Annotated in this window: 13 protein-coding genes; 4 read left to right on the forward strand and 9 right to left on the reverse strand. The window is 69.3% G+C overall.

The window, feature by feature from the left end; translation table 11 throughout:
* The first annotated feature begins 70 nt into the window (after positions 1 to 70).
* Positions 71 to 1,123 carry a hypothetical protein gene (locus tag JKJ07_RS38975; protein WP_202997027.1) on the forward strand — a complete coding sequence of 351 codons (1,053 nt, stop codon included), beginning with the start codon at positions 71 to 73 and terminating at the stop codon, positions 1,121 to 1,123.
* A gap of 27 nt (positions 1,124 to 1,150) precedes the next feature.
* Here JKJ07_RS38975 and JKJ07_RS38980 read toward each other — a convergent pair whose 3' ends face one another.
* The 3 genes from JKJ07_RS38980 to JKJ07_RS52475 form a co-directional block, all read right to left on the reverse strand.
* Positions 1,151 to 1,753, reverse strand: coding sequence for a hypothetical protein (locus tag JKJ07_RS38980; protein WP_202997028.1), 603 nt, complete (start codon positions 1,751 to 1,753; stop codon positions 1,151 to 1,153).
* Between the two features lie 95 nt (positions 1,754 to 1,848).
* A complete protein-coding gene (locus JKJ07_RS38985) occupies positions 1,849 to 4,494 on the reverse strand; it encodes a hypothetical protein (protein ID WP_202997029.1) in 2,646 nt (881 codons plus the stop codon).
* A 185-nt stretch (positions 4,495 to 4,679) separates the two neighbouring features.
* A complete protein-coding gene (locus tag JKJ07_RS52475; protein ID WP_202997060.1) occupies positions 4,680 to 5,387 on the reverse strand; it encodes a helix-turn-helix domain-containing protein in 708 nt (235 codons plus the stop codon).
* A gap of 193 nt (positions 5,388 to 5,580) precedes the next feature.
* Between JKJ07_RS52475 and JKJ07_RS38995 the strand changes: the two genes are divergently transcribed.
* Together JKJ07_RS38995 and JKJ07_RS39000 are read left to right on the forward strand one after the other, a co-directional pair.
* On the forward strand, positions 5,581 to 6,267 hold the full coding sequence (locus JKJ07_RS38995; RefSeq protein WP_236030611.1) for a DUF4097 family beta strand repeat-containing protein: 687 nt from the start codon (positions 5,581 to 5,583) through the stop codon (positions 6,265 to 6,267).
* Between the two features lie 10 nt (positions 6,268 to 6,277).
* Entirely contained in the window at positions 6,278 to 7,381 is a 1,104-nt protein-coding gene (locus JKJ07_RS39000; RefSeq protein ID WP_202997030.1) for a serine hydrolase domain-containing protein, read from the forward strand.
* Here the strand turns inward: JKJ07_RS39000 and JKJ07_RS39005 are convergent.
* From JKJ07_RS39005 to JKJ07_RS39015, 3 genes are all read right to left on the reverse strand, one after another.
* The gene (locus tag JKJ07_RS39005) at positions 7,308 to 8,618 is read right to left on the reverse strand and encodes an MFS transporter (RefSeq protein ID WP_202997031.1); all 1,311 of its coding nucleotides are present in this window, start codon (positions 8,616 to 8,618) and stop codon (positions 7,308 to 7,310) included. The two genes, JKJ07_RS39000 and JKJ07_RS39005, sit on opposite strands and share 74 nt — an antisense overlap.
* A 358-nt stretch (positions 8,619 to 8,976) precedes the next feature.
* Entirely contained in the window at positions 8,977 to 10,698 is a 1,722-nt protein-coding gene (locus tag JKJ07_RS39010; RefSeq protein WP_202997032.1) for a 2-isopropylmalate synthase, read from the reverse strand.
* Positions 10,699 to 10,720: 22 nt separating this feature from the next.
* On the reverse strand, positions 10,721 to 11,059 hold the full coding sequence (locus JKJ07_RS39015) for a hydroxyisourate hydrolase (protein WP_202997033.1): 339 nt from the start codon (positions 11,057 to 11,059) through the stop codon (positions 10,721 to 10,723).
* Between JKJ07_RS39015 and JKJ07_RS39020 the strand changes: the two genes are divergently transcribed.
* The gene (locus tag JKJ07_RS39020) at positions 11,058 to 11,534 is read left to right on the forward strand and encodes a hypothetical protein (protein WP_202997034.1); all 477 of its coding nucleotides are present in this window, start codon (positions 11,058 to 11,060) and stop codon (positions 11,532 to 11,534) included. The two genes, JKJ07_RS39015 and JKJ07_RS39020, sit on opposite strands and share 2 nt — an antisense overlap.
* 61 nt (positions 11,535 to 11,595) lie before the next feature.
* On the opposite strand, the gene JKJ07_RS39025 is transcribed toward JKJ07_RS39020, so the two are convergent.
* From JKJ07_RS39025 to JKJ07_RS39035, 3 genes are all read right to left on the reverse strand, one after another.
* On the reverse strand, positions 11,596 to 14,745 hold the full coding sequence (locus JKJ07_RS39025; RefSeq protein WP_202997035.1) for an AfsR/SARP family transcriptional regulator: 3,150 nt from the start codon (positions 14,743 to 14,745) through the stop codon (positions 11,596 to 11,598).
* A 319-nt stretch (positions 14,746 to 15,064) separates the two neighbouring features.
* On the reverse strand, positions 15,065 to 15,781 hold the full coding sequence (locus tag JKJ07_RS39030; RefSeq protein ID WP_202997036.1) for a 4'-phosphopantetheinyl transferase family protein: 717 nt from the start codon (positions 15,779 to 15,781) through the stop codon (positions 15,065 to 15,067).
* Between the two features lie 142 nt (positions 15,782 to 15,923).
* Positions 15,924 to 18,689 (reverse strand): helix-turn-helix transcriptional regulator, encoded by a 2,766-nt coding sequence (locus JKJ07_RS39035; RefSeq protein ID WP_202997037.1) that lies wholly within the window; start codon positions 18,687 to 18,689, stop codon positions 15,924 to 15,926.
* Positions 18,690 to 18,771: the final 82 nt, after the last annotated feature.

Here is an 18,771-nt window from a genome sequence, read left to right on the forward strand (position 1 = left end):
CGGATGATCGGTTCATGTGGCACCACCCCGGCACCGAGTAGCGTCCCCCTCGAATCCGCTGGGGGCGTCCATGGACAATCTCGTTTTGGAAACGGTCATCGGGCTGGTATTCATCTTCGGCACGTTCTCGGTCGTCGTCTCATTGCTCACCGAGATGATCGCGCGCTTCATCGGGTTGCGCGGCGAATACCTGATGCGCGGCATCCGCACGCTGGTCGACGGCTCAGGGCGCTTCAGCCTCTCCTTCCGCGACCTGTTCGCGCGTACGTCAAAAGAACCGGCACCGAAAGACGGCGACCCGTCCGAGCCGATGACCACGAAATTGATGCAGCACGCGCTGATCTGTTCGTCGGCCGACAAGGCGCAGATCCCGGTGAATGCCGGGAACGCCAAATTGAGCTCTCGTGATCGACGGAAGCTTCCGGCCTACATCTCCGGCCGGTCGTTCGCCCGGGCCCTGCTCGACACCGTCATCCCCGATGCCGCGGGCAAGACCAAAATGGACGAGGTCCGCACCCTCATCGATGGACTGGGCGACACCCACCTGCGCGCCTCATTGCTCGCTCTTGCCAACGCCGCCGAGGAAGACGTGGCCCGTTTCCGCCGCAACGTCGAGGAGTGGTACGACGACCACATGGCCCGGGTGTCCGGGTGGTACAAGCGGCACGTACGGTGGATCTCCCTGGCGATCGGCGTCCTGCTGGTGCTCCTCTTCAACCTCGACGCCGTCCAGATCACCCGGTCGCTCTACACCGATCAGGCGCTGCGGGCCTCGGTCGTCACCGAGGCCACGCGCGCGGCCCAGTGCGGCGACAAGGCGCCGGCGGCCTGCCTGCAGGAGGTGCGCGGCCAGATCGACCAGGTCCGCGGGGCCGGGCTGCCGATCGGGTGGGCGACTGTCCCCGCCTGCGCGGTGCCGGTGAAATGCGGCTGGTGGGAACAGCGGGGCCTGGTGACCCCGGACGCCGGCGGCGGGACGAAGGCCCTGTCTCTGCTCATCATCCTGGCCGGGTGGGCGCTGATGACGCTGACTCTGCTGCCGGGGGCGCGATTCTGGTTCGACGCCTTGTCGCGCCTGGGCACCCTGCGATCGACCGGGCCCAAGCCGAAGACCGGCAGCTAGAACGGGTGAGGGACGCGGCGCTGCAGCCTATCGGTCTTGGCATTTCCAGGTGATCGTGCCGCTGATGGCGTCGTCGGGCGAGCTGCCCTCCAGGCGATTGACGAGCTTCGTGAACGTCCACGAACCGCCACCCTTGCCGTCCACGGTGACCTGGCCGGTACTGTTTTCGCGGGTGCCGTAGACAGTGTCCTCGATCGCGATCGTCGGACGCGTCTGCGAGGCGATCAACTGCTTCCGCGGGTACGAGCCCGGGCCGGCGTATCCGGCGATCCGCATGTCCAGCGCGACCGACTGGTTGCCGGCCGGCCCGTCGTACTCGCCGGGCGCCAGGTACTCCTGGTCGGCGGAGCCCTTCACGTAATCGGCGCAGGTCTTCCAGGGCTTGCGATCGGCGGACGGGGCGTACCCGGTGGTCGTGCCGGTGAAGGCAACCGCGCCGGTGATGTCGAACGTGATCGTCATCTTCGGGCCCAGGGTGGCCTCGACCTCGTCGGAGATCTCGCTTCCGGGCGGGCCGGTGTCATAGACCGGGCCGGGGCCCTCGTCGGTGATGTCGTCGGTGCAGGCGGCAAGAGCGGTGAGCGCGAAAGCGGCCATCAGGATGGCGGCGATCCGGCGGGCGTCGGGCATGGGAGAAGCGTGCGGGGCAGCGCCAAAAAACGGCCAAAGAGCTACCCGGCCGGGTGAGGCCGGCTCGTATCCGTCGAGCCGGCCTCTTTACCGGGTTACTCGACGGCGGCGACCGTCGCCGAGAAGGCGTCACTCTGGAGAACGGCGACGTGGCCGTCGACGACCAGCGTGTACGTGCCCGCGGCCGGGAAGTCGCACCGCGACTCGGTGATCGGGCGGCCCGATCCGCACGCCGGGGTGCCCTGCTCGTTCAGCACGACGACCGACCGCTGCTCCCCGGCCTCGCTCACCGCGCGCACCTCGTAGGTGCCGGCCGCCGGGATCGTGACCCGCCGGCAGCGGATGCCGCTCAACGGGTCGGTCGACGGCGTGCCGGGTTCGACCACCGGGCAGCCCACCGGTGCGGTGACCGACCGGATCTGGATCTCGCCGGAGTCCTTGCCCGCCACCCCGCGGCTCGCCGCCACGTAGGTGCCGCCGGCGGTCAGCTCGCACGACGGATTGGTGTAGCGCTCCGGCACGGCGCAGATCCCGGTGCCGTCGGCGTGGTAGATCTCGACGCCGCCGCTCTCGGAGAAGCCCATCACCCTTTCGCCGGCGGAAGCCTCGAACCGTACGCAGTGCGATTGCAGCGGGTCATCCTGCGGCAGCCGCACGGTCGGCGCGGTCCACGCCGTACTGATGTCGGTGCTGCAGTCGGCCGGCGCGGGCGACAGGGTGGCGACGAGGCGGTAACTGAAATCGGTGGTGCCGCTTTCGTTGCCCAGCTTGATCGTGTAATCGCCGGCCTCGCTGATGTGGCAGCTGAATATCCGGCCCCGCTGCAACATGCACTCCCGGCTGCTTTCGTCGGCCGTGAAGACCCAGCCGGAACCGGGCAGCGGCGGCCCGTCGATCCGCAGGGTGTGCCACCCGGCGGAGAGGTGGATCGGGTGACAGCCGAGCTTGCCGGGCGGGACGGTGGCCGTGGCGATCTGGTCGGCCGACAGCGGCCCGTAACGGCTCTCGGTGAACGGCACCACCGGGCCGCACGTGGCCGGCGGCGGCGGATCGGTCGGGGGCGGCGGCGTCTCCCCGCGCTCGGTCTTGGTGATGCGGTAGCGGGCCGCGGACGGCTGGCCGGTCAGCACGAGCGTGGTCGTGTGGCTGAGCTCCAGCCGACAAGTGACGGTGGTCACCTCCCCCGGGTCGCAGGGCGGTCCGGCGCCGTAGTCGACCTCGACGTCGACCGCGTTGGAGCCGGACAGCTTCTCGAGGGCGATGTCCATCTCGCCGGTCTTGTCGGACGTGAAGGTGAAGCAGTTGGTGAACCGGCCCGGGCCGAACTGGGCGACAACCTCCGGCGTCCACGGCCGGCAGCTCTCGCTGATCGCGTTGCGCCGGAACGCGAACACGTAGTCGCCGGTCGCGCCGCCGGGGGCGGTCAACAGCAGCCGGTACGTCGGTGAGCCGCTCAGCTGGCAGTCGAGCGCCGAGCAGAGCAGCGTGCCGTCGTCACCGTAGACGCGTGGGAGCGGGCTGGCCGCGCCCGTCGCGCCGGCCGGGTAGGACAGGTGCGTCTCCAGGCCGTCCGGGAGCTGGAACTGGTAGCAGTCGACCTGACCGACCGCGCGGAACCGGCCACGTTTGCCCGGCTCGTCCAGGCCGTACGCGGAAATGGTCTTGCACCCCGGCGCCGTGGACGGAACGAAAGTGGCCGCGAACGGCGCGTCCCGTACCTCGGAGCTCGTGCTGCCGGCGATCAGGGTGTAGGTGCCCGCCGTGGTGAACGTGCACGTGTCTCCGTCGACGTACGGGTATCCGCTGGTGCTGCAGGGCAGGCTGCCGTCGGCAGCCATGATCACGAAGTTCTGGACGGGCCCGTTGGCGTCCGTGGCGCCGATGAAGTATGAGCCCGGCTCGGTGATCTGGAGTGTGCGGCAGCGGACGGCGCTGAGCTTGCCCGGCGTGCCGAACCGGCCCGGCCGCACGGTGGGGCAGCCCTTGACCGGGCTCAGCGACCTGACCTGGATCTCGCTGGCCGTCTTGCCCGGCTGGGCCACGGAGATCGCGCGGTAGAGCCCGTCGGCGGCGAGCTCGCACGGCCCGTTACGCTCGGTCGGCACGGTGCAGACCAGGTTATCGGCGGCGTCACGCAGGGCGATCCGGCCCGAGCTGCTGTAGGCCAGGATCCGCTCGCCGGCCGAACCGGTGAACCGCACACACTGCACTTCCACGCCGACTGCGGGGATGCGCACGGCTGGCGCGTTCCACGCCGTACCGACACGCGAGGTGCAGCGGGACGGATCCTCGGAGGTCACCGCAATCTTGTAGTCGACCGGCGTGGGGCCACGCAGGTTCTGCACCACGACGGTGTAGTCACCGGCCGCCGGGACGTCGCACTCCCACTGGTAGCCCGGCGGGGCCGTGCAGACCGCGGTGCCCTGCGCGTTCTGCAGGGTCGCCGAGCGCAGGGCGGTGAAGCCGGTGAACTGAATGAAGTGCCGGCCGGCAGTGAGCCGGACATCGTGGCACAGCGTCTCGCCCCGAGCGATCGTGCCCGAGCCGATCTGCTCGGCCGACAGCCGCCCGAAGTGCCCCTCGACCAGCGGCGCACAGCTGCTGGACGACGGCTGCGATGCCGTCGGCGCGGCAGTGGGTTCGCCGGCCACAGCTGTTGCCGGCTCGGCGGCGTACGCGGTGCTGGTGAGCCCGGACGCCAGAATCAGGCCGCACGCCAGTGCGGCACCCCAACGTTTCAACGTGTCCCCCGTGTGATTCCCGTCGATGATGCACCAGTAGGAATACCACGGCGGAGCACTGTGGAGAAAGATACGTAGCGTGAATGCCTATTTCGGCACGCATCTATCCCCGCCCATCGCCGGGACCGCGGACCAGGTGATCATCACCTGTCGAGCCGCCCTCAAACCGTCGGACGCCGGGTAGCTCAGTCGAGTCTTGTGTGGAGGACTTGGCGGGCCTGGTCTGCGGCGCGGGCGATGCTTTCGGAGACGAAGTCGACGAAGCGGGCGACGCTCTCCATGCGAGCCGCGGCCGGCGTGCCGCGGCCGAGCACGCTCACACCCTGGCGGGCGATCTCACCGAGCTGGGCCGTGGACCGCGCGCTGGACATCGCCGACTGGTACATGACGTCGTCATCGACCATGTAGCGCTCGCGGCGGCGTTCGTCTCGCTCGCGGCGTGCCAAACCCTGGCTTTCGAGAAACGCTACGGCCTTGGAGACGGAGGCCGGGCTGACGCGCAAACGGCCGGCGATCTCGGCGGCCGTCAGGCTGCCGGAGTCGGTGGTGTAGAGGCCGGCCAGCGTGCGGGCGGTGATCTTGGGCAGGCCGGACTGCATGAAGACGGACGCGAACGCCTCCTCGTACTCCCGGACGGCGTCGGTGTCGCGACCGGCGGCCTGCGACGGAGCGTCGGGTACGGCCTTCTTGCTGCGGCGCCTCGCCCGGTTCTCGGTGGCGTGGTGCGCGAGGTCGGCCCGATAACTCGTGTGCCCGCCGTTGCGCATGATCTCGCGGGTGACGGTCGAGGTCGGCCGGTCGAGGCGTCTGGCGATCGCCGCGTAGGGAAGGCCTTCTGCCAGCCCAGCGGCGATCTGCTGACGGTCTTGCTGGGTGAGTCTGCCTCCCGGCATCGCAGCCTCCTTCATGCTGGCGCAACCGGGCCCACCATAGCGTTCACGCTCCACCCATTGCAACATCACGCCAAGTGCCGTTGCATAATTTTCCGACTCATTGCAATGATTCGAGCCGTTTCACCTGTGGTTTTGGCGAAATCCGGCGAGTTGCATGTTGCCCATTTGCTGAAGGCAACGTAGCGTTTATGACATGGGAAACGAGAGCATCCAGAAGTTCGACAGCCCCTCCGCGGTCTCGGCCACGGTCGACGTTCCCGCGGGACGCATCCAGTTCATCGCCGGCGAGCGGGCCGACACGACGGTCGAGATCCGGCCTTCGGACGCCGGCAAGAAGAGCGATGTCAAAGCGGCCGACGGCATCGAGGTCACCTTCGCCGACGGTGCCCTGCGCGTCGAGGCGGCGGAACCGACCAACCGCCTCCTCGGCAGCTCCGGTTCCGTCGAGGTGACGGTTCTGCTGCCCACCGACTCCAAGATCGACGCGAAGAGCGCGCTCGCCGACTTCCGCGGCGTCGGGCGGCTCGGCGACGTCACCATCGAGGCGGCGCAGGGCTCGATCAAGCTCGACGAGACCGCGACCGCCCACCTCACCCTCCAGTCCGGCGACATCTCGGTCGGCCGCTTGGGCGGCTCGGCCGAGATCAGCACCCAGCAGGGCAACCTGCAGATCTCCGAGGCCGTGACCGGCACCGTCGAGCTGAACACCACGCGCGGCGACATCACGGTCGGCGCGGCCCCCGGCTCCTCAGCCACGCTCGACGCCGGCACCACGTACGGCCGCGTTCGCAACTCCCTCAAGAACACCGACGGCGCCGCCACCGCGCTGAACATCCGCGCGACCACCGCACACGGCGACATCACCGCCGAGAGCCGCTAAGGAGCCCCCCATGACCTCGAACAACAACGGCCGGCCCGAGCGCCGAAAGCTGCAAGAAGCGGTCGATGCAGTCGTCAACGCCGGCTTCGCCTCACTCCACGTGCGGGTGCACGACGAGCAAGGCGAATGGGTCGGCGCCGCCGGAGTGCGCGAACTAGGCGAGACGGCCCGGCCGCCGACCGACGGCCAGTTCTGGGCGGGCAGCGTGGTCAAGCCGTTCACGGCCACCGTCGTCCTTCAACTGGTGGCCGAGCAACGGCTCAGCTTGGACGCCGCGGTCGCCTATCACCTTCCCGACCTGGGGCTGGACGAGCGGATCACCGCACGGATGCTGCTGCAGCACACCAGCGGCCTGTTCAACTACACCGGCGAGTACTACGACGACGGGACCGTCGTGCCGGGCGTAGCCGCCACCGGGCCCGAGTGGGTGGACACCCGGTTGGACAGTCACTCGGCAGCGGACCTGGTCCAGCTGGCGCTTTCCAAGCCGGCCCGCTTCGAGCCCGGCGAGGGCTGGAGCTACTCCAACACCAACTACACGCTGGCCACCCTGCTGATCGAGGAGATCACCGGCGACTCCTACGGTGAGCAGATGCGCCAACGGATCCTGGCACCGCTGGGGCTGAAGGACACGGTGCTCTCGGGCAATGCCACGGATCTGCCCGAGCCGTACTCACACGGCTACTACCGCTACCAGGACGGCGATCAGACGAAGGTGGTGGACGTCTCCCGCCAGAACCTGTCGCTGATGCCGGGCGCCGGGGGCGCGATCTCGACCACCCAGGACTTGCACCTGTTCTTCACGGCGCTCAACGGCGGCAAGCTCCTCCCGGCCCCGCTGCTGGCCGAGATGCGCAAGCCCGCGGGTCCGATCAACTACGGCCTGGGAGTGTTCGTGCAGAACATGGGGGCCGACTGCGGCGACATCACGATCTATCACCACAACGGCGGCGCCCCGGGCGGCTACGGGGCACTGATGTACAGCAACGCCGACGGCAGCAAGACGCTCACCGCGGGGCTGACCACCGGAGACGCCGACGTCAACCCGGCCGAGGCATTGCCGCCGGTCCTGAACACTCTCGTCGAAGCGGTGTTCTGCGGCACGACGCGCTGACACCGGGCGGGGCCCCCGCCCCACGGCTCGTTCCTCGCCACCTCCCGATACCGGGCGGTGTGCTCCGCGCCCCCGTCGGAGCACACCGCCTTTCGGCGTCGGTGTCCGTCCGCGGCAGCGGGTCACCAGGGCGTTCGCGGCGGACCAGCAGCAGGGTCAAGCCCGCCGCGAGCATGAAGGCCGTCGCCACCGCGAGCCAGGCCGGGCCGTAGCCGACGCCGTCCACGATCGCGCCGAACGGCATCGGGGCAAGGACGAAACCGGCGAAGAAACCGAGAGACAGCAGAGCCGAAGCCGGCCCGAGCGGGCCGGTGCGCCGATCACGCACGACCAGCACCATCACCACGGCGTTCGCGCCGACCGCGGTGGCGCCCACGCCGGCCGCGCCGGCCCAGAGCGCTACCGGCCCCAGCCAGGCGCTGGACCAGACGAGCAGCCCCGACGCCGCAGCACCGACCGCGAGCATGCCGAGCAACGGGCTGAGCAGCTCCAGCGACGCGCATCGACGCGACCACAGCAACCGGGAGGCCACCCCGGCGACGCCGAGCACCGCGATCGACAACGTCGCCACACCCGCGCCCAGTCCCAGCTGTTCCCGGCCATAGAGTGGGACGAACGTCGCCACCGCCGAGACACCCGATCCTTGGGCCGCGAGGAAAAGCATCAGCAGTCCGAGATAGGGGTTGGGGCGGCTCGGCCGCCAGCTGACCCGCTGGTCGGCCCGGGGCCGGGCCGGCACCGAACGCATCGTCACCACCAGCGCGAACGCCGCGAACGGGGCGCCGGCCAGGAAGACCGCCCGCCAGCCGGCGAGGTGCGTGAGCAGCGGCGCGGCCAAGCCCACCACCAGCGCCGACAGCTGCACGGCGGCCTGCTTGCGGCCGACGACGGCGGCCCGCATCGCGGGTTCGACGTTCTCGGTGATCGCCAGGTTCGTGGCTGGGTTCGACATCGCCTGACACACGCCGCACAGCGCCATGGCCGCGGCCAGGCCGAGGTGCCCGGCCACCACTCCCATCAGCGCGAACACGGTCACGGCGAAGGCGAACAGGGCGAGCAGCGCGGCTCGGGCGCCGAATCGGACGATCACCCCGCCGGACCAGAGGGACAGCAGGGCGGCGGTGCCGAAGACGGTCGTGGGCAGCGCGCCGAGCGCCGACCGGGAGACGTCGAACGCCGAGGTCAGTTCGGGCCCGATGGACCCGATCGAATAGAGCACCGAGGACGGCAATGCCATCGCCAAGATCAGTACCAGGTTCAGCTCGCCGGCTTCATGCCCGGACCGCAGCCACGTCAGAAGCCCATTGCGCGGGCTGGTCATCACGCCGAAGTTGATGATCGGTCCGGCGCGGGAAGCGCCGGGCACTGAACGATGGGCATCAGGGTCACCTGTTTCTCAGGGCGCGGCCTTCGCGGGGCCGGCTTGCAGAGAGTGGCGCGGCGCGCTTGTGGCCGCCGGGCCGGCGCGCCGTCGCACCGTGCACCTAACGTAGGCAGCCGCTCAACGCGCCGTACACCCCTCACTCTGATGACAGGAGGACTCCCTTGACCTCGATCCGTGGATGGACTCGGCTCCGTGGCCGGGCGGCAAAGGTCTACGCCGCGCCCAGAAGCGGCTGCCTCGCCGGCTCCCGATTCGGCTGCGAGGTCCGCAGGGCCCTGGTGATGGCGGCGCTCACGGCCGAGCGAGTCGCGATGTCGAGACTCGCGGCTGAGCCGGCACCCCAGACCGTCCTGGTGCCGATCGTGCAGTCCGCATAGACGACCACGCCGTCGCGGACGGCGTCGGCGGCACCGGCGCCGATCCGGCGGATCTCGTCCACGCGCAGGCCCCACGACGCCAGATGGGCGCCGAGGTCGCCGAGCGAGTCGGCCCGGTCGCTGCCCACCACGAACGGGTCCCCCTGCACGTGCAGGGTGGTCGGTACGGGCTTGCGGAACGTCACCGGCACCGTGAGGAACCGAGGGGAGGCGTACTCGGTGAGAAACATCCGGACGATCTCGTCCGGCTCGATCTCGCGGCCCCATTCATCGGCGGTCCGCTGAACCAGGGCGGCGAATTCGACGCTCAGTTCGCGGGGCAGTTCCAGACCCTGCCGGGAGCTGAGCACGTAGGACACGCCACCCTTCCCGGACTGGCTGTTGATCCGCACGACCGCCTCGTAGGTGCGGCCGACGTCCTGCGGGTCCAGCGGCAGATACGGCACCTCCCAGGCCAGCGTGGCGGGATCCGCGCCGTCCGCGACCGCCCGTGACCGCGCGTCGAAGCCCTTCTTGATCGCATCCTGGTGCGAGCCGGAGAACGCGGTGTAGACCATGTCCCCGCCGTACGGGTGACGCGGGTGCACCGGGATCTCGTTGCACCACTCCACGACGCGGCGGATCCCGTTCAGGTCGCCGAAGTCCAGTCCCGGGTCGATGCCGTGGGTCAGCGCGTTGAGCCCGAGCGTGACGAGGCAGACGTTGCCGGCGCGCTCACCGTTGCCGAACAGGCAGCCCTCCACGCGCTGCGCGCCGGCCAGGACGGCGAGCTCGGCGGAGGCGACGCCGGTGCCCCGGTCGTTGTGGGGGTGAACGGAAAGGCAGACGTTCTCGCGCCGGGACAGGTTACGGTCGAGCCATTCGATCTGGTCCGCGAACACGTTCGGCGTGGACCGCTCCACCGTGGTCGGGAAGTTCAGGATGATCGGCCGGCTCTGCTCCGGCTGCCAGACGTCCATGACCGCCTCGCAGACTTCGAGCGAGAAGTCCAGCTCGGTGTCCGCGAACATCTCGGGCGAGTACTGGAAGCCGAGATCGCAGTCGCCGAGCAGGCGATCGGCGTACTTCAGGAAGAACCGGGTGCCCTGCACCGCGAGGTCTTTGCACTCCGAGCGGCTCATACCGAAGACCATCCGGCGGAACTGCGGTGAGGTCGCGTTGTAGAGGTGGACCGTGGCGGCGCGCGCGCCGGCCAGGCTCTCCACGGTGCCCTTGATCAGCTCTTCGCGAGCCTGCACCAGCACCGAGATGCGGACATCGTCGGGGATCAGGTCGCCTTCGATGAGCATCCGCAGGAAATCGTGGTCGTCCTGGCTGGCCACCGGGAAACCTACCTCGATCTCCTTGAAGCCCATGCCCACCAGCAGGTCGAACATGGCCAGCTTGCGGTCCGGCGACATCGGATTCACCAGTGATTGATTGCCGTCACGCAGATCGGTGCTCAGCCACCGCGGCGCACGGCTCATCGTGCGGGACGGCCAGGCGCGGTTCTCCAGGGCCACCGTAGCGGGCGGAGCGTAGCGACCTGACGTTGATGGGTTGCTCCTCACGGCCATTCCTCTCTCGACCGGTGTCGGGTCAGGCCCGATCGCCGAAAAACAACGAATATGCGTACGGGGTCAGCACGACGGAAACCTGGTGGTCGTCCGGCTCGACGCTCACCCGGACGGAGATGACGATCTCCGGATAGGCGGCGGTGAAGCCGAGCCCGGAGTAGTAGAGGTCGCTGTCGACGACGACCCGGTAGAGCCCCGGGCGGAGCTGCCTGTCGACGAAACTTGCGATGACGCCGTCCTCGTTGGTCGTCGCGTGCGCGACCTTCGACCACTGACCGGCCACCGCGAACTCGAGGCGAGCCTGCGCACCGACCGCGGGCTTGCCATAGATGCCGTCAAGAGCCTGCAACGAGACTCGCATGTCTTCACCTCTCCCTGTCCGGACCGTTCCTATTACCTTCACGATGCTCGTGCGAGCTTCTATCAAGGCACCCTTCATCGCGTTATCGTCCGAGCTTCCTTTCGTTATCGCCGGGCGCGAAAAGCGGGAAACTCCGGCGATGGCGGATTCGTTGCGCACTGATAACGAGGCGATGCGGCCCGCCCATAGCGTTCTGCTCAACGGCGACGAGCAAATCGCTCAGCCGAAATCCAGAGCAGAAAGAGCAGGTATCGTCATGCGCAATATCGCCCGCACCACGATCGTCAAGGCCGCTTTCACCTTCGCCCTCGCCGCCGGCTCGATCGCCGCGTTCGGCTCGCTGGCGGACTCGTCGATCGACCAGGCTCCGACCACGGTCGTCAACTACGCCGACAGCACCGGAACGCCGCAGGCCCCGGCCGCGACGCCGGCCCCGACGGCCACCACGAACAACGGCACCATGCCGTGGGGCTGAGCGACGACAACCGGGAGGGCGTTCGTTCTGCCGACGCCCTCCGGTGCGATAAAAGAAATGACTACTCGGGCTTTGCCGGCACCATATTCGAATGGTCACTCAAGGCATACGCATCGCTCAGCAGACCAAGCGCACGCTTTTCCATCTCCGGCGAGGAAATCGCCCGGAACAGCCCGAGTGAACGATGCAAGTGGGCCACCGCGCGCTGGGGATCGCCTTCAGCCATGGCCAGCTCACCGATCAGCATGGACACTCGGGCCACCATGAGCCGCTCGCCGGCCGCGCCGGCCAGTTCGAGCGCTTCGGTCAACGCCGCGCTGCACTCCACCAACGATCCGGTCCGCAGGTACGCCATGCCCAAGCCGTACAGAGTGAAGGCCTGCCCCATCGGGTCGCCGACTTCACGAACGATGGCCAGCGCCTGCCCGTAGAAATCCATCGCCGCCTTCGGCTCGCCGGCCCGCAACTCAGTGTCGCCGAGCCTGTGCAGCACCTGCGCCTGGAGCCTGCGACTGCCCGCTTGCCGGGCACCTTCCAGCGATTCCGCGAGGAAGGCCCGAGCGGCCGGCAAGTCGTCCTGTTCCAGCTTGATGTGCGCCATGTTGTGCAAGACGAATGCCACCGCCGCCAGATCGCCGACTTCTCGCAACGGCGCCAGGCAGGTGGTGTAACACTCGAACGCTTCGGTGAAACGGCCGGCCATCCGATGAATGACACCCTCGTTCCGGCTAACCTCGGCGAGATCGTGCTCGTTTCCCGCCCGCTCGAACAGGCCGCGAGCCGACTGGAGAGCCTCCAGTGCTTCCGCGAACCGTCCCTCCCGGAGCAGCAGACTCCCCGACGAAGTGAGCAACGCCGCCTGGCCGCGTTCATCACCGGCCTGCTCCGCCGCGCCCAAGGCGATCTGGTTGGTCTCCCGCCAGTCGGTCAGATAGATCCGATATTCGAACAGGGTGACCGAGATCAGCGCCAGACCCCAGCAATGTGTCACCAAGCCCGCTCGCGCCGCCTGCCGGACAGCGGCGACGAGCGTAAGCCGTTCCTGCTCGTACCAGGCGATCGGCGAGCCGATGATCCGGCGCGTCTGCTTGGCGGGCAGCTCGTGCAGCGAGGCGTTGCTGTAAAGCATCAGATAGTCGCCACCGAGTACTCCTCGGTGCGCCTCCTGCGCGAGGAACAGCAACGCGCCGAGAGCCCGGCGCAGCGCTTCCGCGCGTTCCTGCACGCCTTCCTCGGCGAACAGCTGCTCACGGGCGAAGACACGAATCAGGTCGTGCACCCGGTACTGGGTGTTGGCTCCGCGCCCGGTGCCGCCGGTCTCGATGAGCTGGGCGTCCGCCAGGTCGTCCAGCAGGTCCTGGGCGTCATCGATGTCGGCGTCCAGCAGCGCGGCGGCGATCCAGGCCGTCACGTGCGGGAAGTTCACGACCGTCAGCAGGCGGAACAGCCGCCGCGCATCCTCCTCGAGGTGGTCGTAGGTCAGCGAGATGCTGGCCCGGATGCCCATCCCGCTGTGCTTGAGCTCATCGAGCCGGCGTGCCTCGTTGGCGAGCCGGTCGACCAACTGCTCGACGCTCCAGTGCGGGCGCGCGGCCAGCCGGGCTCCGGCGATGCGCAGGGCGAGCGGCAGGTGCCCGCAGAGCTCGGCCAGCTCGGCAGTGGAGTCCAGCTCGGACTCGACCCGTTCGGCGCCGGCGATCCGGGAGATCAGCTCCACGGAATGCTCGGCGTTGAACACTTCGACCTGGAGGTGGACGGCGCCGGGCAGGCCGCCGAACCGGCCCCGGCTCGTGATCAGCACCGCCGACTGCGACGTGCCCGGGATCAAGGGCCGGACCTGGCTCTCACCTCCGGCGTTGTCGAGCACCACGAGCATCCGGCGATCGGCGAGCAACGTGCGATAGAGCTCGGCGCGCTCCTCCAGCAGATCAGGCATCTGGGTGCCCGGGACGCCCAACGCGCGCAGGAAGCGTTCCAGCACCCGCATCGGGCCGATCTGCTCGGGCCGGCGGCCGTGCAGGTCGGCGAAGAGTTGCCCGTCCGGATAGCGCTCGGCCAAGCGGTGCGCCGCGTGCACCGCAAGCGTGGTCTTGCCGATGCCCGGCTTGCCGACCATCACGACGACCGGGACCGCGAACTCCAACCGGTTCTCGGTGGCCGCCTCCACCTGCATCTGAATCGCTTCCATCTGCAGGCTGCGGCCGGTGAAGTCGGCGATGTCGGTCGGCAGCAGGCAGGGTACCGGCGATACCGCCAAGCCACCGGGTGAGATCGGCACTCCGGAGACCGGCGGGATCTCGGCGACCGCGGGCACGGCGAACGCCGGCGGGGGTGACGCCGGGCTCGATTCCGGCGCAGCCGGTTCGATCGGTTCGCCGACTCGCATCGGGGCGAGTGGCGGCACCAACGGTGCGGGCGGGGACACCGGCGTGAGGGACACCGACGCGCCAGGCTGCTCCGGCAGAGCGAGGTGCGGGTCATCGGTGAGCACGGAGTGTTCGAGGCGGCGCAGCTCCTCGCTCGGCTCCAGTCCCAGCTCCTCGATGAAGAGCTTGCGCGCCGCCCGGTACGTCTCCAGCGCCTCGGCCTGCCGCCCGGATCGGTAGAGCGCGAGCATGAGGTGCTCGCGCAGCCGCCCGCGCAGGGGGTGCTCGTCGACCAGGGAGCCCAGCTCGTCGATGAGTTCGCGGTGCCGGCCGAGCTGAAGTTCCAGATCGAGGCACTCCTCGGTGACGGTCAGGCGGCGTTCCGCGAGGCGGTCGGCGGCCTGCTGGATCACCCGGCTCTCCAGCCCGTCGAGCACCGGGCCGCGCCACAAGGCCAGGGCCTTGCGATAGTTGACGACAGCTTCGTCGAGCCGGCGGAATTCCCGGAACTGGCGCGCCTGAGTCAGTGCCTCCTCGAACCGATGCAGATCGAGGCTGCCCGCCGGCAGTTGCAGTGAGTAACCTTGACTGCGGGTGCCGATCGCATCGGCGAAACCTTTCTCCGTGAACCGCCGGCGCAGTGCCGAGATGCAGATCTGCACCTGCACTCGCGACGTCGACGGCAGATCCTCACCGTAGAGTGCCTCCATAAGGCGGGTGATCCGGATTACACGATTAGCCTCGAGGGCCAGCGTGCCAAGGATGATCTGCTGCCGTTGTGCGCCGAGCTCGAGTGAAGCTCCGTCTATGACGATCTCGAGCGCACCCAGGACAAGAACCTGCACCTGCGCCTCCCCCGTTAGGGCAACGCGTCCCGGTGGCGCCCCCTTTGCGCCCACGAAAAGCTAGGCAAGATCGAGCGAGACCGACAGGCAGGACAGCGAAGACCCCCATTGATTCGGAGGCTATTCGATGCATGACTAGCCGCGCCACCCGATGGCCATGCCTCCAGCGGCCTGTTCGCCCATGAAAATCTGGACACGCGGTCAGTCGTCGATGGTGATGATTGCTGTTAAACTGCCGAACTCATAACCAGAGGAATCCCAGGTGATGATGGTCGATTCCTGGTGTCGATCAGCTTCGCCGAGGTCACCCAGAGCGACGCTAGGCGCCGACGAGTGCGCGGGGTGGTGACGGTCGCACCGCCACCGTCGCGGGCACGGCGATCGCGGTCAGGATCAGCCCGTTATCCACCAGCCAGCGGCCGGTGAACCCGTCGAGCCGCTTGCCGCCCAGCCGCGGGCCGGTCACCAGCAGCCGCGCCTGGAACTCACCCGTCATCGCGCCCGCCGAGCCGGGCAGCATGGTGACCGCCGCGTCCTCGAAGTCGAGCCACCGCTGCGTCAGCGGATACCACGATTTGTAGACGGCTTCCTTCGCGCAGAACAGCATGCGATCCCAGCGGATCTCGGGCCGGGCCTTGAGCAGCTCGGCGACGTGGATGCGCTCGTCGGGCGAGGCGACGGTGTCGAGCACGCCGTTGATCATCGCCTCGTTGGGTTCGGCATCGATGCCGATCGTGGCGAGGGTGGTCTCCCGCGCGACGACCACACCGCGATAACCCGCGCAATGCGTGATCGCGCCGACCACCCCCGCAGGCCAGAGCGGCTCCCTCAGCCGGCCCGCCAGGATCGGCACCGGCGGCATGCCGAGCCGGGCCAGCGCCGCCCGCGCGCAGTACCGGGCGGTTGTGAACTCGAGCCGGCGCTTCTCCACCGACGAGGCGATGATCAGCTCCTCCTCGGGCAGGAGTACCGCGTCCGGCGGGTCGTCGAACGTGTCGACCGCCGCCACGCCGGCAGGAAGGATGGCCTCGATCATGACGTCCCCGCAATGGCTCGGTGTGTCGCTGCAAACGCTGATGACTGTGGACGGCCTGAGCTAGGCCCTGGATCGATTACGCATGGTCACCGCAACGGCAGGCGGTCCGGGCCCGTCGGAGCCTGGACCGCCTCAGGGTTGCTCACACGGCGGAGGCGAGGCTCGCGTCCAGGTTGGTGGGCAGTTCGCTGCGGCGCCGGATGTTCAGCTTCCGGTACGTGCGGGTGAGGTGCTGCTCCACGGTGCTCATAGTGATGTAGAGCTTCCCGGCGATTTCGCGGTTCGAGTAACCGAGCGCGGCAAGCGCCGCCACCCGGCGCTCAGACATGCTCAGCACTGCCGTCGCCCCGTCCGGGACGTTCAGCTCCGCGGCCGCGTCGTCCAGGTCGTCGCCGTCGCCCAGCAGCCGGCTCAGCGGCTCAGCAGCGCAGGCGTCGGCCAGTGCACGAGCCCGCTGGGTGATCGACTTGGCCCGGCGGGACTCACCGAGCGCGACGTAGGACTCGGCCAGGGCGGCCAGCGTACGGGCGAGCTCGAACTGGTCACCGGCGCTCTGCAGCAGGTCGGCCGACCGCCGCAGCAACATGGGCTGGTGCCGCTGCAGCTCGGTGGCGGCCAGCAGCCGCAGTCCGACCCCACGGGCCCGGGGCATCTGGTCGGTGCACCGTTCGAGCTGCATCTCGACGAGCTTGCGAGCCTGCTGCGGGCGGTCCATCCGCAGGTACGCCTCGGCCGCGTCGGCACGCCAGTTGACCAGGCCGGGAGCGTCGACGCCCCAGGCGGCCATCAGGTCGCCGCACCGCAGGAAGTCCCGCAGCGCGAGGTTGGGGTGCTCGGTCGCGAGGCTGTGCCGTCCCCGCGCCTGGAGGTAGTGCAGGCCGTAGCGGGTCTCGTACATCGCGGCGGGCACCGGCTGGTCGAGCCATTCGCGGACGTCGTCGAGGTTGCCCATCGCCACCGAGGCGTTGATCAAGAGGGACAGCGGGTGGCCGATCGCCACACCCCAGCTGGCCGGCGGCATGATCTCCAGCGCGGTCCGGGCCCAGCTCAGCGCGGCGGGCAGGTCCCCCATGCGCAGCGCGACCTCGGAACGGACCACAGCGAGGCGCGCCTGCCGGCTCGGTGCCCGGCGGGTGTAAGCCTCCTCGATGAACTGGTCGCACCAGCCGGCCGCCTTGTCGGCGTGGCCCGAATACGTCAAGCCCAGCAGCGCGCTCTCGACGGTGTCCAGCGACATCTCGTCGAGCCGCGATCCGCGCAGGATCCGCTCCAGCGTGTCGCTGAGGTCGGCGCCGGGGTTCGAGCTGATCACCATGGCGAGCGCCCGGGCCGCTGCCAACCGGCGGCTGGCCGACACCGTCGACGCCGTCGCGTTCGCCGCCGGCAGGTGCGCCGCCAGCGGTGCGTACGTGCACCGCAGCCACGGCCGGGCGATGGCGAGCTCGGTAGCGGTGTCGGAGTCCATCTCGGTGCTGTTCGCCATGAGACGCTCCAGCACGTCCTCCGCCTCGGCCAGCTGGCCGTGCCAGAGCAGCGCCTTGACCAGCACGAGCGCATCGCTGCCGCGCAACGCGCCGTCCTCCAGCGCACCGGAGAGCTGGGGCAGATAGCCGGCTGAGCTGCTGGGATTGATCCGCCATTCGGCCCGGACCAGGGTGGTCATGACCCGCAGGCGGTCCTGGTCGTCGGTGCAGACCTTCCAGGCGAGCTTGAGATAGCGGACCGCGGCTTCGACACGGCCCTCGCGCAGCGCCTGACGAGCGGCGTCCTCCAGCACGGTGAACGCCCAGGTCTCCTGCACCTCGCTGGCGTTGACCAGGTGCTCGGCCACCACCCGGGTCGCGGCGCCCCGGTCGTACGCGAGCACGGCCGCACGACCGTGCAGCTCGGACTTCTCGTCCTGCCGCACGTCGGCGAGCACGGCCAGGCGGGCCGCCGGGTGCCGGAAGACGCCCATGCCGACCAGGCCGGCCGTGGTGAGCGCACGAACGGCCTGCGCGACCTGGGGCGCGCCCATGCCGATCAGCCGGTCCAGGCTGTTCGCGTCGTCCAGCACCGCGATTCCCCGGGCGACCTGGAGCAGCCGGTCGTCGCTGCGGTAGAGGCACGACATCACGGACGCGCCGTACTCCTCACCGGCGAACGCCTCCTCCGGCTCCGCCCCGAGCTCCGCGGTGACCTGGTGCAGGTCGGCGAGCAGACCGTCGAGCAGCAGCGGGTTGCCACCGCTGAGCTCGTGCCAGCGGCCGGCGAACCGGTCGGCGAGCTCGGCATCGGCGCGGTCCTCGACATAGCTCCACACCCCGGCCCGGCTCAGCGGCTCGAGGTTGATCCGGACACCGTGACCGGGTCGCACCAGGTCGTTCTCCCAGGCCGGCTCCGCGCCGATGCTGAACGTACTGTGCGTGAAGACGATCAGGAGCTTGGCCAGGCGGGCCCGGCGCGCCAGGTAGGTGAGGCAGACCAGGGACTCGGGATCCGCGTGCTGGACGTCGTCCACGAGGAGTACGAGGGGGCAGCGCTCGGCCAGTTCCAGCAGCGCGGTGCACAGCCCCTGGATGATCTGCGCGTCCAGCCGGCCTTCGCCGTGCCGCGCCCCGGCCAGCGTGGCCTTGGTGCCCTCGAGCAGCAGGCTCATCGCCCGGTCCCGGTCCTCGGCGAGCAGCGGCGCGTCGTGGAACAGCTGGCTCAGCAGGGCCAGCGGCATGTCCTTCTCCATCGCCGAGCCGGTCGCGGTGACGGCCAGCGCACCCCGCTCCATGGAACGGTCGGCGAGTGCGGCCAGGAGCTCGCTCTTGCCCGTCGCGACCGTGCCGGTGACGAGGGCTACGCGACCGCGGCCGGCGATCGCGGCGGCCAGAAGGTCGTCCAGGCGGGCAGCCGCCTCATCTCGCTCGATCAAATCCATGATGGCGCTCCTATCGAATCCTTCGATCCCGGCCCCTGACGCCGGCTTGGCCGAGAGACAACCGGACATCCCGGCGCCTGAT

The organism is Paractinoplanes lichenicola, assembly GCF_016785085.1.
Lineage (GTDB): Bacteria > Actinomycetota > Actinomycetes > Mycobacteriales > Micromonosporaceae > Actinoplanes > Actinoplanes lichenicola.

Bases quoted from the DNA above. Each gene is read 5' to 3' on its own strand.
- JKJ07_RS38975 (WP_202997027.1), top strand. From the start codon at position 71: ATGGACAATCTCGTTTTGGAAACGGTCATCGGGCTGGTATTCATCTTC.
- JKJ07_RS38980 (WP_202997028.1), bottom strand. From the start codon at position 1,753: ATGCCCGACGCCCGCCGGATCGCCGCCATCCTGATGGCCGCTTTCGCG.
- JKJ07_RS52475 (WP_202997060.1), bottom strand. From the start codon at position 5,387: ATGCCGGGAGGCAGACTCACCCAGCAAGACCGTCAGCAGATCGCCGCT.
- JKJ07_RS38995 (WP_236030611.1), top strand. From the start codon at position 5,581: ATGGGAAACGAGAGCATCCAGAAGTTCGACAGCCCCTCCGCGGTCTCG.
- JKJ07_RS39000 (WP_202997030.1), top strand. From the start codon at position 6,278: ATGACCTCGAACAACAACGGCCGGCCCGAGCGCCGAAAGCTGCAAGAA.
- JKJ07_RS39005 (WP_202997031.1), bottom strand. From the start codon at position 8,618: ATGGCATTGCCGTCCTCGGTGCTCTATTCGATCGGGTCCATCGGGCCC.
- JKJ07_RS39010 (WP_202997032.1), bottom strand. From the start codon at position 10,698: ATGGCCGTGAGGAGCAACCCATCAACGTCAGGTCGCTACGCTCCGCCC.
- JKJ07_RS39020 (WP_202997034.1), top strand. From the start codon at position 11,058: ATGTCTTCACCTCTCCCTGTCCGGACCGTTCCTATTACCTTCACGATG.
- JKJ07_RS39015 (WP_202997033.1), bottom strand. From the start codon at position 11,059: ATGCGAGTCTCGTTGCAGGCTCTTGACGGCATCTATGGCAAGCCCGCG.
- JKJ07_RS39030 (WP_202997036.1), bottom strand. From the start codon at position 15,781: ATGATCGAGGCCATCCTTCCTGCCGGCGTGGCGGCGGTCGACACGTTC.
- JKJ07_RS39035 (WP_202997037.1), bottom strand. From the start codon at position 18,689: ATGGATTTGATCGAGCGAGATGAGGCGGCTGCCCGCCTGGACGACCTT.